17 protein-coding genes and 1 pseudogene are annotated in these 13813 nt (G+C 59.6%); 7 read left to right on the top strand and 11 right to left on the bottom strand.

The window, feature by feature from the left end; all coding sequences use genetic code 11:
• Positions 1 to 169 precede the first annotated feature (169 nt).
• Positions 170 to 1123, bottom strand: a complete 954-nt coding sequence (locus BXU09_RS20715) for a hypothetical protein (RefSeq protein WP_144012429.1) — start codon at positions 1121 to 1123, stop codon at positions 170 to 172.
• A gap of 1211 nt (positions 1124 to 2334) precedes the next feature.
• On the opposite strand from BXU09_RS20715, the gene BXU09_RS19240 reads away from it, so the two are divergent.
• Genes BXU09_RS19240 through BXU09_RS19230 form a run of 3 tightly spaced genes read left to right on the top strand, consistent with a single transcriptional unit; the run spans position 2335 to position 3576 of the window.
• The gene (locus BXU09_RS19240) at positions 2335 to 2625 is read left to right on the top strand and encodes a hypothetical protein (protein ID WP_144012428.1); all 291 of its coding nucleotides are present in this window, start codon (positions 2335 to 2337) and stop codon (positions 2623 to 2625) included.
• On the top strand, positions 2622 to 3359 hold the full coding sequence (locus BXU09_RS20710; protein WP_168174692.1) for a DUF2442 domain-containing protein: 738 nt from the start codon (positions 2622 to 2624) through the stop codon (positions 3357 to 3359). The genes BXU09_RS19240 and BXU09_RS20710 overlap by 4 nt, the downstream gene beginning before the upstream one ends.
• The gene (locus tag BXU09_RS19230) at positions 3349 to 3576 is read left to right on the top strand and encodes a helix-turn-helix transcriptional regulator (RefSeq protein ID WP_168174691.1); all 228 of its coding nucleotides are present in this window, start codon (positions 3349 to 3351) and stop codon (positions 3574 to 3576) included. The genes BXU09_RS20710 and BXU09_RS19230 overlap by 11 nt, the downstream gene beginning before the upstream one ends.
• Before the next feature lie 52 nt (positions 3577 to 3628).
• Here the strand turns inward: BXU09_RS19230 and BXU09_RS19225 are convergent, their stop codons facing one another.
• The 6 genes and pseudogenes from BXU09_RS19225 to BXU09_RS19210 all read right to left on the bottom strand — a co-directional run bounded on the left by BXU09_RS19225 (position 3629) and on the right by BXU09_RS19210 (position 7289).
• Positions 3629 to 4150, bottom strand: coding sequence for a hypothetical protein (locus BXU09_RS19225; protein WP_078305918.1), 522 nt, complete (start codon positions 4148 to 4150; stop codon positions 3629 to 3631).
• 234 nt (positions 4151 to 4384) lie between these two features.
• Positions 4385 to 5384, bottom strand: a protein-coding gene (locus BXU09_RS21240; protein ID WP_205684196.1) for an IS630 family transposase whose coding sequence is annotated in 2 segments (ribosomal slippage) — positions 4385 to 4915 and positions 4917 to 5384 — 999 coding nt in all. Because the reading frame shifts where the segments join, the coding sequence is not laid out codon by codon here.
• 46 nt (positions 5385 to 5430) lie between these two features.
• A pseudogene (locus BXU09_RS21780) lies at positions 5431 to 5670 on the bottom strand (IS5/IS1182 family transposase); the annotation flags it as partial.
• Positions 5671 to 5756: 86 nt separating this feature from the next.
• Entirely contained in the window at positions 5757 to 6278 is a 522-nt protein-coding gene (locus BXU09_RS21775; RefSeq protein ID WP_276205856.1) for a transposase, read from the bottom strand.
• 69 nt (positions 6279 to 6347) lie between these two features.
• Positions 6348 to 6566, bottom strand: coding sequence for a hypothetical protein (locus BXU09_RS21770; protein WP_240501509.1), 219 nt, complete (start codon positions 6564 to 6566; stop codon positions 6348 to 6350).
• 291 nt (positions 6567 to 6857) lie between these two features.
• On the bottom strand, positions 6858 to 7289 hold the full coding sequence (locus BXU09_RS19210; protein ID WP_144012395.1) for a hypothetical protein: 432 nt from the start codon (positions 7287 to 7289) through the stop codon (positions 6858 to 6860).
• 98 nt (positions 7290 to 7387) lie between these two features.
• On the opposite strand from BXU09_RS19210, the gene BXU09_RS20705 reads away from it, so the two are divergent.
• Both BXU09_RS20705 and BXU09_RS21235 read left to right on the top strand, forming a co-directional pair.
• Positions 7388 to 7591: a hypothetical protein gene (locus BXU09_RS20705; RefSeq protein WP_144012426.1), complete on the top strand. Its 204-nt coding sequence runs from the start codon at positions 7388 to 7390 to the stop codon at positions 7589 to 7591.
• Between the two features lie 37 nt (positions 7592 to 7628).
• Positions 7629 to 8628 (top strand): IS630 family transposase gene (locus tag BXU09_RS21235; RefSeq protein WP_205684195.1). Its coding sequence is split into 2 segments (ribosomal slippage): positions 7629 to 8099 and positions 8101 to 8628, totalling 999 coding nucleotides; the frame shifts between segments, so codons are not numbered across the junction.
• 403 nt (positions 8629 to 9031) lie between these two features.
• On the opposite strand, the gene BXU09_RS19200 is transcribed toward BXU09_RS21235, so the two are convergent.
• The 3 genes from BXU09_RS19200 to BXU09_RS19190 form a co-directional block, all read right to left on the bottom strand.
• Positions 9032 to 9631: a hypothetical protein gene (locus BXU09_RS19200; protein ID WP_078305917.1), complete on the bottom strand. Its 600-nt coding sequence runs from the start codon at positions 9629 to 9631 to the stop codon at positions 9032 to 9034.
• Positions 9632 to 9664: 33 nt separating this feature from the next.
• A complete protein-coding gene (locus tag BXU09_RS19195) occupies positions 9665 to 10366 on the bottom strand; it encodes a competence protein CoiA family protein (protein ID WP_078305916.1) in 702 nt (233 codons plus the stop codon).
• A 188-nt stretch (positions 10367 to 10554) separates the two neighbouring features.
• Positions 10555 to 10878 (bottom strand): hypothetical protein, encoded by a 324-nt coding sequence (locus BXU09_RS19190; RefSeq protein WP_078305915.1) that lies wholly within the window; start codon positions 10876 to 10878, stop codon positions 10555 to 10557.
• Positions 10879 to 10997: 119 nt separating this feature from the next.
• Here BXU09_RS19190 and BXU09_RS19185 point away from each other — a divergent pair, with 119 nt between their 5' ends.
• On the top strand, positions 10998 to 12305 hold the full coding sequence (locus BXU09_RS19185; protein WP_078305914.1) for an RNA-guided endonuclease TnpB family protein: 1308 nt from the start codon (positions 10998 to 11000) through the stop codon (positions 12303 to 12305).
• Here BXU09_RS19185 and BXU09_RS19180 read toward each other — a convergent pair.
• Positions 12302 to 12925, bottom strand: a complete 624-nt coding sequence (locus tag BXU09_RS19180) for a ParA family protein (protein ID WP_078305913.1) — start codon at positions 12923 to 12925, stop codon at positions 12302 to 12304. The genes BXU09_RS19185 and BXU09_RS19180 overlap by 4 nt on opposite strands.
• A gap of 95 nt (positions 12926 to 13020) precedes the next feature.
• Between BXU09_RS19180 and BXU09_RS19175 the strand changes: the two genes are divergently transcribed.
• The gene (locus BXU09_RS19175) at positions 13021 to 13296 is read left to right on the top strand and encodes an HNH endonuclease signature motif containing protein (RefSeq protein WP_221587398.1); all 276 of its coding nucleotides are present in this window, start codon (positions 13021 to 13023) and stop codon (positions 13294 to 13296) included.
• The last annotated feature ends 517 nt before the right edge of the window (positions 13297 to 13813 follow it).

Below are 13813 nucleotides of genomic sequence, written 5' to 3'. Positions count from 1 at the left end.
TCTGGGGCCGCCTCTAGAATAACCAGAGTCGCAATAGGAGACCAAGGCTCCCTGGCCTGGATACTAGAAAGCAGCAACTCTAATAGTTTGGATGGTGGACAATCCGAAATTTCCCATTTTCGCACGCGTGCGGCTAGCATAGGATCTAGGCCCATCGCAATTTCTTCTATCACGTAACGGTCTGCCTATATGGGTTTTCCTCTGGAATAATTTTTTTCTTCTTCATTTCGGCAATAACTCGAAAACTTTGTTTTTTCGAATCAGATTTATGACTTTCTTTTACACCCTCCTCCCGTGCCCTGAGCAGCTTCGTTGCTTGCCCCCGATGATCATAATGACTGAGCCCACTCCAATGTTTCCAACCCATATCATCTACAAATTTTACAAGCATATCAGTATGCTCATCAACATTCTGGCTAGAGGCGGCAATTTTATCTAACTGTAGATTGATGTACCAATGTCGCCAATGGTGAGCGGACACCAGTAGTCGCAAACCAGAATTCCGCGAATCCTTAGCGCGGTTCCGGAGTTTTGCTATCGGATTTTTATCAAAAGCATTCCGATTATAAGGTTTCCTGCGCTCATTAATAAAAATTGGAACTGTCGCGGGATTAATCTTCCGTTTTTTTAAAAACTCCAAGTATCGCGAGGATGTCCATGATCGGCCACGGTTCCATGCATGGAACTGTACATGCAGTGGGTCATACGCTGTTCGTTCGGTGGCGCAATAACGTGTCAGTGCCGTCAGTGCCTCTGGTGTCAATGACGTCGATTTGTATGGCAGCCGCCCCTGACCTTTGGTATGTAATGCGAGGCCGGCTTCAAATCCTTCTGCCCTCACACCAGCCCAGGTGGCCTCGCAGACCTCAGCGACACGCGCGCCAGAGCTGATCAGCACCTCGAACACGGCCCAGTCCCGTTCGCTCCAGCATGCCTGACGGATAGCCTGCCTCATATGAGATGGCAACTCAGGATTATCTATTATATTGACCGGGATATGATTACCACGGGCTTCAACTTTGTAATAGTATAGAGGGTTCCGACGAATGGTGTAAATACTGTTGTTACGTTGAAACTCTCTATACCGTCGTAGTTGACCGGGTTTAAGCGTTACGGTGTCCATGGGCTGATCAGACCGTAGTTTCAGCTCGATTGCAGTTCGAAATGCCGTTCGCAGACGCGCCAACGCTGTTGATACCGTATCGACACTGACGCCAGGTGGGCAAAGTATGCGCGTTTGGTGGAGGGCTGACAGCAGCGTCACGTGATATAGGGCCGTCATCATTCGCTCCACCGCCTGCCGTATCTGCGGCACAGGCGCTGTGAGTGGGGCCCCATTGGCCTGCAGCCAGTACAGATGTCGAATGCATTCGCGAGCAACCTGAGAGCTCTGCTGACTCTGTATGTATGCGTAGATCAATGTCAATTGCAGGTCCGGGGCGCGTGCAACGTATACAATCATCACGTCCGTGTGTTGTAGAAAGACCATTTGGTCCGCGGAATTTCGATTGGCCATGTGCGGTGCTCCTGCGCATCTCTGCCTGTTGATGGTTATGAGCTGGAGTATGCCTCAATGCAACACTATGTTCAATAAGCATAGCAGGAGAGTAGAGTGATGTCGCGTCCGGTAACAGTCAGTCAATTGCGCCGTGAGGCGCAGAAAATTTTGCGTGCCCTGGAACAGGGGGAACATTTTGTGCTGGTACAGGATGGGCGCATCATCGCTCAGCTCACGCCGGTACGTGACGCAACTACCGCTGTAGCAGACACTGCTCCACACGACTCTGGGGTATCCAGTCCAGACCTATCCGTCAGCGAAATCGTGGCCCTGCTGGAGAGGAGACCGTCAGTAGGATCGTGGGACTCACGTGGATCTCGTTTGCCGAACAACAGAGATCAAATACGTTCAGCCCAGCGGTTCTGCAACGTCTGGCCGCCCTGAGCGAAGCTTTGGTGGAGCAGCGCACATCCCGCACTCCGCACCAAATTCACCGCTGGTGGCATAGGGCTAACAATAAACTGGATGGCCACTCGCCTGTCGAATATCTGGCACGTCCGTGGAAAAGTGGAGACGCCTACTCCCGGAAAATTTTTCAGTTGATGCGCAGTTAGCGGCAGTCTCGTTTTCCACGCGATGCTGCCTCGTGGTACTACCGACTGGCAAAAGCAAGGTCGTTCCGCTGGTTTTGGTCCAACGCAACTCTGGTGATACTGAGTTCCGGTCAAGGGCCACGCTCACCATCGAGTCGAAATTCTTCATGGTCCCTTAATGCGGCCTGAACCGCTACCCCTCAGTCAGGAAGCCGCTATGCTTATTTAACATAATATGTGGATATGAACGGTGGGACAGCGTCAGATAGCAAGTGGCACAAATGGTGCATCACCCATGACGCTTCCCTGCCGGTGCTGCTGATCCTGCTGCCACCCACCATCGACCATCCCCCGCGCCGACTGCTGAACGCGCTGCGCGACGCGGTCCTCGCACACGACCAGCGCGGCCGCGTACGCTACCTGCACGCCCTCCGCCCCGCGCGCGCCACCACCCTCCAGCTGACCGGTGAATGGGCCTGCGTCCCGGAACACCTCTGGCGCGCCCTGACCCGCGTCTACACGGATCATCAGTGAACGGCCCGCGCATCACCGAAGTTCTCCCGGAAGGCGAACATGCCGCCTGGGTCACCCTTGATGACGGTCTGACCCGCCTGATCGACCTGCGCCCCCTGTCCCGCCTGCCCACCCACCACGCACTGCGCCTGCCGTTGCTGAGCCGCTCTCCACGCATCACCGATGATGCCCGTCACCTCTACTGGCCGGGCGGCGCGCACCTCGACGTCGTCTCCATCACGCACGCCCCGACCGGCCCACTCCCGGTTGGTCTGCTGGGCCTGAGTCCCAGTGCGCAGCGTTACCGTCCCCTCGCCCCCCTCCTCCGTCACCAGGGAATCCACGTGCATTCCTACCTGGATGTGCGACCGGAACAGGTCCTCCGGGAACAGCTGCGCCTCAAACCGGGCGACGTCAAGCAATTCCTGCACAGTCACGCTCCAGCCGCGCCTGAACTGTGCCTCGCGCGCCTCAGCGATGTTTATCTCGCTCTGCAACTGCTGCTGCCCGGCGACCTCATCCCGGCCCTGCTGCGCCGCCCCTGGCCCGCCGCCATCCGGCATGCCGCGCAGGGCACCACGGCCCTGGACTGCCTGTGGAAGGGACGCATCGACCTGATCGACACCCCCCTCACGCACCTGCTTCTGCCCGACGCGCCGCCAGTCTCCGTGTTACTGTCCAGTGATGCGGAAGCCAACGGCGCTGCGACGACAGAACAACAGCAGCGGCCTCCCGAGGGGCAACGTGATCGGTGACCGTGTCCGCCAGGCGCGCTCCGAACAGAACCTGACCCTTCAGGCGCTGGATGAACGGATCGAGGCCGTCAGCGGGTTTTCCCTGAGCCAGCCGACCCTGACCCGCATCGAACAGGGCACCCGAAGCGTGTACGACTTCGAGGTGGTGGCCCTCTCCCTTGCGTTGAACGTCGACGCCCGCTGGCTCCTGGGTCTGATCGACGCGGAAGAGAGCTGAGCACGCAATCGACTCAGGCCGTCAACAGTCCGGAGAGACACGGCATCAGCGGTCAGCCGGAACCTTCCACGGAGCGTGTCAGTCGGTCCAGATCAGCGCGGATCACCAGGGTGAACCGCTCACCGGCCTCCCGTTCAGCCAGCGTGGTGGTGGGGTAGTCCGTCATATCACTGAGTAGCATTTCATAGATGGTCACCAGACCCGGAATGCCGCGTTCCAGAGCGTATGCGAGAGGGGAGAGCCCCAGGAACGGATGGCGCTGGCTGGAACGCGTCATCCACTGCGACGCTGCATGCTCGCTGTAGAGACGGTGCAGATGCACATGCACGTTGGCCGCGAGGCTCAGGCGAGTGATCTGGTCCTGATTGAGCCTCCTCGGAAGCTGTCCTTTCAGCGACCGGGCTACCGCTCCGACTGACAGCCCCAGGAGAATGGACTGGTGAACGCGGGAAATCCCATGTGTATCGAGCATACGCACTACCACCGGCACGGTCTCGATCAGGCCGGGATTAATACGCGCACTGGCCTGCAGGACGTTGACACGAATCGTTGAACGGATGGCAGTGGCAGGCATGTGCAACTCCTGATGGTGAGAGACCGGCGTTCATCCAGCGATGACTGCCCTCAGCCTACGCCGGAACGCGCCACGGATGGTTTGAACAGATCAGGCGTTTGACGTGAATAGATTCCTGAAGAGAGGCGTCAGCAAGGGCTGGATACTGAAGGGGTCATCTGACAGGCCACAGCCCCGTACTGGAGCAATTCACAGGTCCAGGGAAGTGCCCGGGCGCGCATTATTGATAACGGTTTAAATTGAAGTCGCCGCCATGAGGCGCTGCGGCAACTGGATGTACCGAATCCTCTGCCATCCCGCACGCAGCCGTGTCCTCAGTTCCTTTGTCGTCCTGGCGCAGAAATTTCCCAAGACGTTCCGCTTCACGTAGGCCCAGACCTTCTCAATCGGATTGAACTCCGGTGAATACGGTGGCAGGTACACCAGCGAGAGCCGAGCCTGCGTCTCCACGAAGGCCGAGACGGCCTTCGCCCGGTGAATCGCGGCATTGTCCAGCACCACCACCAGTTCGCCCGTCACGTGCTTCAGCAGGTGGTTCAGGAACGCCAGCACATCACCCGTCTTGACCGCTCCTGTCTGGGTCCGCTGGAGAAATTGCCCGTTCGACGTGATGGCCCCAAGCGTTGAGAGCTTCTGCCAACTGGCCGGAAGACGCACCACGGGCGTCTTCCCCCGTTGTGCCCATGTCCGTCGGAGCACGCCTTTCAGACTGAAGCCCACTTCATCGAGGTAGACGAGCGTGGCGCCCTGAGCGACCTTTTTTTTCGACACCCGGGCGCGTGGTCTGCACCCAGGTCCGTACGGCCTCCTCGTTCTGTTCCAGCGCCCCTTTCCCAGGTTTCTGGGGCGAGAATCCCAGGCGATGGAGCACCTTGCGGACATGGTCGACGTGGTACCACACGCCCAGGTGCCGCCCGATGACTTCGCGGACACGAGCGGTGGTCCAGGTGGCGTCGGGAAAGCCGTGTGCCAGGGCACCCTCCTGCAGGAGGGTGCTGATCTTCTGCTGCCCCTCCGGGGTCAGGCGGGCGGGCCGACCCGTGGTGGGAGTGGCTTCCAGGCCACCCTGGCGTTTGAGCCGCTCTTTCCAGGTGTAGACGGTGTGGATCGAGACGCCGAAGTGATCCGCGATCTGCTGGTTGGTGTGTCCACCGGCCTGAATCATGTTCAGTGCGGCGAGTCGCCGTTCTTCGAGCTGGGCGCGGGTGTACTTGGAGGGTTGCCACGGTGCCATGTCCAGGTCAGTTTAGCAACCTAAATTTCTACCGTTATCAATAGTCGGCCATCCGGCGATCAGTCAGGTTCTCTGCGAACTGTACGAGGGTCACGAGAGCGAGCTGACTGGGGGAAAACGCGGGTTGTCCCCGACGCGGGTAGAGCTGAACGAAGTCTTGGTCGGTGAAGAGCGAACCGAACTCATCCCGAAATCGCAGGTATGGATTCCCTTTGCGAAAGGCAGCGCGAGCGACACGAGCCGTTTCGGCGGGAACCTCACTGACAGATTTTGGTTGTAGGCTCATGGCTCAGTGTGAACCCGAGTCATGAATTTGACGATCCCCGAATTCGCCAACAAAGCCGAATGTTATTAACCTCGGGTGCTAGGGGTTCAGTAGCCTCCGAAATAGAGGCCCAAGTTGTGGGCGGCGATCTTGCGACACACGTGTGCCCGAATGGATCTCTCCGAATTCAACTGTGGCAACATCAAGTGAAAAGAACGATCCAGACGTGAAAAAACAGTCTCGATCGTTTTCCTCACCCATCGCATCGCCCCCCACCAGTGGCGTGGCTTCTTGAAGTTTTTCTTCGGCTGGGCATACACGCCACAGCCCTGGTACCCTCGATCGCCCAGGACCAACGCCGCTTCCTGGGGATCCAAGAGCGCCCGTGCCACGGGTGGGTCTCCCTCTCTCCCAGGGACAATAGCAAAGCGCACGAGCATGCCGTGATCGACGATCACGGCATGCAGCTTGAACCCGTAGAAGAAGCCGGTTCTGCCGTATCCACCGTGTCCGCCGCGGCCACTCGTCGCGGTGGTCATGCTCCTTGGCCGTTTGTGTCGGGCTCCAACGCAGTACACGAGCGGTTTGCTGTCGATGACATAGACGGTGTCGTCATCGAAGTGGGGCAATCGGAGCGCGAGGTCGGCATAGATCCGCTCAAGGTTCAGTTGGATGCGGAGATACCGGGAGCGATCGGGTCAGGAGGGAAAGAGGAAGGTGTAGGTGACGCGTACCTGAGCGAACCACTGCTGTGCCGAGGGCTGGTGGAGGAGTTCACCGACGAGTGCGATGGTCATGAGCTCGGCGTAACTGGCCTTCTGGTTGGGTTCGTCGGGTAATGTGAACAGGCCGCTGCGGGCAGCGGCCTTGAGGTAGTCGTCGACGTAGACGTAAATGATCGTGAAGAGGTCGGTCACAGTAGACTGGTGCAGCGGAAGTTCTTTGGTAGGCATACCGGAGCTTCCGCTTTTTCTGTCTCGTCGCCAACCCCTAGCACCCGAGGTTATTACCCGTACGAGGATGTGAAACGACGCGCGTTTAACCGGCTGTTCGCCTCGCGAATGATGGCCAATCTGGGTTTGTCACAGCGATTCGTTGAATTGGAGGAACATCCGTCCAGGCCGCTGGATCTTGGCGTTAAAGCCGCTTGAACCTGTCCGCACTATTGATGAGGTACCTTCCTTCATGCCTTTCGAGGCGTTTGATCCTCAGTGTAAGCGTCTCGAAGCATGCCACAGCGCCGTTGCAGCAGCGACAAGCGCAATGCCACCGAGCGCCGCTGGAAGGAGGGCGAGCGTTCCCCCGAATCCACCCAGCGTGCTCCACAAAGTCAGGAGTGCAGCCGTCACCAGGGCAGCAAGGCCGTGTTGTGTCCAGGCCGTGCGGCCAAATGCGCTGAGCAACGCCGCTGGGAACAAGGTCAGGAGGCCCAGGCGGAGGAAGTCTGGCCACGTGGCTTCTATGTTGCGCCACAAGGCCTGAGGACTGTACCACGCCTCATTCAAACGGAACGCTTCGCCATACCGAAGGGCGAGCAGGACCAACAAGAAGACGATGACGCTACTCAATGTGTACGTCAGCGCCCGGCGCAGTGCTAGGGGGACGTCTTGTATGGATGATTGCCTCATGACCTGTTCCATGTCGTCACTGTAGTTCGCCACCCTTATTCTTTCGTGACACCCAGACCGGTCAGCACCTTCCGGGCACCATCCATGAAGGGTGTGTTCGTCGGATTTTTATGATCGCCGGCGTAAACCAGGCCAGCGGCACTCGCCCCGTCCGTCCACTGGGCGCCTGCCGTCGCGTTCAAACCCAGAAAGACGTCACAGAAGGCCTTCAGCTCGACCGCAGGCTTATTCTGATCACTCGAGACGAAGATCAGACGATTGTTTCCGAAACCGAAGGCGGTATTGAACTTCGCTTCTCCATTGGGATCTATTGATAACGGTAGAAATTTAGGTTGCTAGACTGGCTATGACATGGCACCGTGGCACCCCTCCAAGTACACCCGCGCCCAGCTCGAAGAACGGCGACTCGCCGCACTGAACATGATTCAGGCCGGTGGACACACCAACCAGCAGATCGCGGATCACTTCGGCGTCTCGATCCACACCGTCTACACCTGGAAAGAGCGGCTCAAACGCCAGGGTGGCCTGGAGGCCACCCCCACGACGGGTCGGCCCGCCCGCCTGACCCCGGAGGGGCAGCAGAAGATCAGCACCCTCCTGCAGGAGGGTGCCCTGGCACACGGCTTTCCCGACTCCACCTGGACCACCGCTCGTGTCCGCGAAGTCATCGGGCGGCACCTGGACGTGTGGTACCACGTCGACCACGTTCGCAAGGTGCTCCATCGCCTGGGATTCTCGCCCCAGAAACCCGGTAAAGGGGCGCTGGAACAGAACGAGGAGGCCGTACGGACCTGGGTGCAGACCACGCGTCCGGGTGTCGAAAAAAAAGATCGCGCAGGGCGCCACGCTCGTCTACCTCGATGAAGTGGGCTTCAGTCTGAAGGGCGTGCTCCGACGGACATGGGCAAAACGGGGGAAGACGCCCGTGGTGCGTCTTCCGGCCAGTTGGCAGAAGCTTTCAACGATTGGGGCCATCACGTCGAACGGGCAATTTCTCCAGCGGACCCAGACAGGAGCGGTCAAGACGGGTGACGTGCTGGCGTTTCTGAACCACCTTCTGAAGCACGTGACGGGCGAACTGGTGGTGGTGTTGGACAATGCCGCGATTCACCGTGCGAAGGCCGTCTCGGCCTTCGTGGAGACGCAGGATCGGCTCTCGCTGGTGTACCTGCCACCGTATTCACCGGAGTTCAATCCGATTGAGAAGGTCTGGGCCTACGTGAAGCGGAATGTCTTGGGGAATTTCTGCGCTAGGACGACAAAGGAACTGAGGACACGACTGCGTGCGGGATGGCAGAGGATTCGGTACATCCAGTTGCCACAGCGCCTCATGGCGGCGACTTCAATTTAAGCCGTTGTCAATAAAGCGGCGCGAGAGCTGTCCGCAGGCGCGGGAAGGGAGATCGCAAGGTAAATGGAAGAAGGCGACCCGGAGGTCGCCTTGATTCCTTAACTATAGCGCGGTATGCAGGATCCGTCAACGCTATCCGGACCCCTCCCATGTGAGCTGGATTTTTTCCGTCCAGGACGCGTCTAACCTCCACAGTGTTCCAGAGTCCGCCCTGACGGGCGCGGAAGCTGTGGGCGTCCACCTGCACGTCGACGGCGCGGAGGGTCAGCCGCTGCCTGCGAAGGGCATCGGCGCAGGCAGCGCCGGCGCGCATGTCGGCAATCGTACAGGCCCTGGAGGCCGCGACACCCGCCAGGCGCGCTTCGAACGCCTGACCGTGTCTCGAAAACTTTTGAAACCCAGCCTACCTTCTTTCTGGTGCTGGCAGCTGCCCGAATGCTCGCAGCACTTCCACAAACACGTATCCGTCAATGCTGATGGCCGAGCGCCAGGAGAGTCCATCCGTATCGCGTTTCTGCCACTCACCACACGCCTGGCAGACGTTGAACACCCAGCCCCGGCCCGCGCCCGGTTTCTTCCAGTACCTCAGCAACCTGCCGTACACCCCGAGTGTGCCAAAGTACTCGGCCGTATCGATGTGCACCAGTCTGACTCCGCACTTCTGGCAGTCCTTCACGACCAGCATGCGCCCCTCCAGGACGCTGAAGTCCCGCAGTTCCGCCCGGAGGTACGTCAGCGCCTCCCGGATCGCGCGCGGCTGCTCATCCAGAAGCCGCTCCGCCGCCCGGCTCAGTGGCTCCATCAGCCGGGCATCGTACTTCGCCCGCTGCCGACGGAGATCCTCCTCCCGCCTGGCTGCGTGATCTCTGGCCCGCTGCTCACGGTCTTCGTCGAGCGCCCGCAACCGGGCAGCCGACTCCAGGCGCCGCTCCTCCACGGTGAGGTGGGTCACCCAGGCGACAGGACCAAGGCCTGCGACGCGCTTCACTTCGAGCTCAGCCACTCTGGACCGCATGCTTCGACGCTCCATCTCCTTCTACCATGTCTGTTCACAGGTCTGACACAGCGGGTCCGGTAGCACCGTCTGCTGTGAGCGGCGACCCTGAAACAGCAGGTCCTGCCAGCGGGTGAACAGATCGAAGACCTGAACCGCACTCCACTGCAGAGACGGCGTTGCAGGTTTGACCCGTTTCAGATCCGCTTTCGTGACGGTCTCCTCGACCAGCGGCTGGAACACCTGCATGTTCTCCAGCACCGCGCGGGCTGGCACCTCAATCCAGGGCACCGGCAGGTCCCGGCCCTTGGCCTCGCCGATCCGGTGCGTGTGGTACACCTCAATGGCCAGAACCACCTTCCCCGCTTGCAGGAGGGCCACGTCCAACCGGTACTCTCCCAGGGTCTCTTCCGCCTGCACCTGATCGAAGGTGGGGAGCGGATACACCACCAGTTCTGCCTCACGACAATCGAAGTGGCGGCAGGGCAGCAGCAGGCCCACTTCCGTCAGGCCCGGCAGGACCTCGACCAAGGCGCGCTTGGCCGCCAGATGCAGGACGCTCTCGCCGGAGCACTGGCTCCCATGCGCGTGGAAGAAGTGAGCGGTCCGGACCTTACCCGGCTTGAAGTGCACCCGGTGGCCACACTGCAGGCACCAGTACACGTGGTGGCGCTGCGCGTCAGCCGGTCGAATCAGACGCTGCTGCTCATCGACGGCGAACGGAACGGCGAGCTTCATGGCCATGCCAGACACCTGAATGACAGCAGGACGACGCTCATGATCACGACCCCCGGTGAACCGTCAGAAGACATGCCCTGAGCCTAAAACGTCCAGAAGCCCGCGTCTTCAGAAGCACACGATTGATCTCCGGGGCCTGGGAACGCTGGAGAATCAGCAGGTGGCTGCGTGAAACGCCTTCACGCAGCCACCCTTCACTCCTGGTCTTTGAGGTACGCGCGGAGGGCCGCTTCGACCACGTGGTGGTGTTTCATCTTGTGCCGGACGGCGTGGAGCTTGAGGGCGGTAACGAGTTCGGAGTCGAGGTAGGTGCTGTACTTCTCACGCTCGATACCGGCTACGGGCAACTCACCTGATTTCAGGTTTTCAGGTTTTCCGGTTCGCTTGGGGGCTTCGGCTGGAGCGCCAGCAGCAGTTACCGCTTCAGGTTTACCAGTATTCGGGTTTTCAGGTTTTCCGGCGCTGTCCTCCTGCTGGACGGCCTGGAGCTTCTTCAGTGCACCGCCGAACTTGCTCATAGGAAACTCCGGGAGACCCCGTGCTTCAGCGCGGGCAGAAATGGAGACGGCGCCGCAGGCGGCGCTACAGAGGCCGAAGCCTCTTGAGTCATTTTCTTCATAGTGATAAGAATTCTCCTATGAGGGTCACGATCAGCGCCAAGCTGAAACTGCGCCACTCGCCGGAACAGAAGGCGATGCTGGACGCGGTATCTCTGGCCTACCGTGACGCTCTGAACTTCGCCTCCGAGAAGGCGTTCGAGATGGACAAGACCAGCAGCGCCCCCAAGCTCCACAAAGAGACGTACGCAGTGTTGCGGGAGCGTTTCGGGCTGGGGGCGCAACTCGCCTGCACGGTGGAACGGCAGGTCGCGGCCAACTACAAGACCCAGTGGACGAAGCTCAAGCAGAACATTCAGGCCCGAGAACGCGGTTTCACGAAGCGCCGATACAAGGGTCTGGACGCTGCGCCCAGGTTCGTCTCCCGCACGCTGGAGTACCAGTACCAGCGCGACTACTCGTGGAAGAAGGATGGCCGAGTCAGCATCTCCACGCTGGCGGGCCGTATCGTTCTGGAGTTCGACGGCTACACCAAGCACTTGGAGTACATCGCGCAGGGCTGCGAGACGGGGGCAGCCAAGCTCTCCTACCAGAAGTCCAAGAAGCAATACTTCCTGATCGTCGCCCTGAACCTTGATCTCCCCGACCCCCGACCGACCGATCACAAGAACGTGGTGGGTGTGGATGTCGGCCAGCGGTATCACTTCGTCGCCACCGATAAGGACGGGCAAAGCCTGTTCGAGAAGGGGGCGGCAGTCCGCCAGCGAAAAGACCAGTTCGCTCGTACAAGAAAGTCCCTCCAGCGCAAAGGCACCCGTTCTGCCACGCGGCGACTTGTCGCCATCAGCAGTCGGGAAAGACGGTTCGTCGCTGATCGCAACCACCTTCTGAGTAAGATGCTGTTGACCCGCTTTCCAGGCTCGATCTTCGGTCTGGAAGACCTCACGAACATCCACGACCGTACCGAGGGACGCAGGAACCCGAAGGCCAGCAAGAAGGCCAAGCGGGCCAAGCGTCGCCGTTCTCAGTGGTCGTTCGCGGAACTCCAGTCTTCGCTGGCGTACAAGGCTCCACTGCACGGTTCTCTTGCCGTGCGGGTGGAGGCCCACTACACCAGTCAAGCGTGCTACAAGTGCGGCCACACCTCGAAGGGGAACCGCCCTGGGGCTGGACTGGAGTTCGTGTGTAAGGTGTGTGGTCATCGGGGTCACGCGGATCGGGTGGCGAGTGTGAATATCGGCCTACGAACGATGCTCGTCCGGCAGGACTGGATGAGTACGGGTGCGTTGTCAGTGCGCCCTGATGTGTCGGATGTTGAAGTCAAAGCCGCTCGCCTTTCGAGATACGCGGAATTGCGATGGAATCCAGACACAAGCCTCGCTCTTTAGCGCGGGGTTACTGACTTCAGGATCTCCTTGAGCACCAGGTCGTAATCCATGTGGGCGAGCTTGGCCCGCTGATCTCCCTTGACGTCCCGCACCCGCGTGCCGGCCAGGGCGGCCTTGTTGAAGGCACTGGCCCGCCGGATGTCACGGCTGAAGACCGGGACGTTCAGGTCCATCAGGGCCACCCGCGCCTCGTGCCCGTCCGTGCTCGGGGCGGGGGGCACATCGGTGATAAGGACCCGGTAGTTGGACACGCCCTGCTCCATCAGGGGCGCCAGGGTCTTCGGTAGGGCACGCAGGCTCAGCGCGTCGGGTTTGGTCGGTACGATCAGCAGATCGACTGCCCGGGACAGGGCCAGCAGGTCGCCCGCTTCCTCACCGGCTTTGGTGTCGAACACCAGGTAGCTGTACGGGTCGAGGGCCAGATTCTCGAAGGCCTCCATGGGCACCACGTCGCAGGACAGACCGGGTCCGGCCTGGGCCCACTCCATGGCACTCGCGGTCTTCTCGTCCGCGTCAATCAGGAGGGTCGGGCCGCGCTCGGCCAGTAGCGTGGCCAGCATGACGGCGGTCGTGGTTTTCCCGACGCCGCCCTTGTCGTTGGCAATGGCAATTTTGTACATCGTTTACAGAGTACTGAAAACCTGTTTTCAGGTATACCCCTATACCCGTTTTCAGGTATTCTTCTTTTCAGGTATTCAGTCTTTCAGGAGGTTCTGTGTCCTATCCTCAGATCTACAACCGGGAAACGAAACGGATGGAGTATCTGCACCGAGTCGTCGCGGCGCAGCAGCTTGGGCGCCCGCTGGAGCCCGGCGAAGTGGTGCACCACCTCAATGGCGACAAGAAAGACGCCCGGCCAGAGAACCTGCTGGTCCTGCAGGCCGATGAGCACATCTGGGTGGAATGGCTGCTCCGGCGCTGGCGTCAGGGCCAGCCCTTTCTCCTACAGGATGCTATTCCCGAAAACCTGAAAACCTGTTTTCCTGCATGAGAAGCGAGGGGGGAGTTGGCTGGAACCAGCCTTTGCTGGCGAATTACGAACTCAGCGTGGTTTGGTCCTTCCGGCGACTGGTGGTTGTCGGTGAGCAGGCGTTCCTGGCGTCCTCTTCTGAATTCGCCGACAGGGTCTGGTTCCAGCCAACTCAAGGTATGGAAACGAAAAGGAGCTGAGCCGCCAGCTTTGTGACGCTTGTGAAATGACCTGCAGACTCTACAAGCCGAGGCGCTCCAGAACACGGATTTATTGGAGGATGTAAGGCGCGAAGTGCAAAGGCGCATGTCTGAGAAGATTCATTATCAGCCAACGATCACCTACAACCAGGGCAGTCGCGTCTGGTAATAACGCTTGTAAGAGTCCAGAACCAAGTCTGATAACAAACGCTGGTAGCCGTGCCAGTGGTCACTCTCGACCCTTTGGACGATCTGAAAGTCGAGAATCAAAAGGGCTGCTTGTGATAGCGATCACAAAAGTGGCGACTCTACACCTTTTCGTTTCCATATCTCTTCCT

It is taken from the genome of Deinococcus sp. LM3, assembly GCF_002017875.1.
Classification (GTDB): Bacteria; Deinococcota; Deinococci; order Deinococcales; family Deinococcaceae; genus Deinococcus.
Note: the sequence above shows the minus strand (reverse complement) of the source record. Positions and strands in the feature narration are given on the sequence as shown.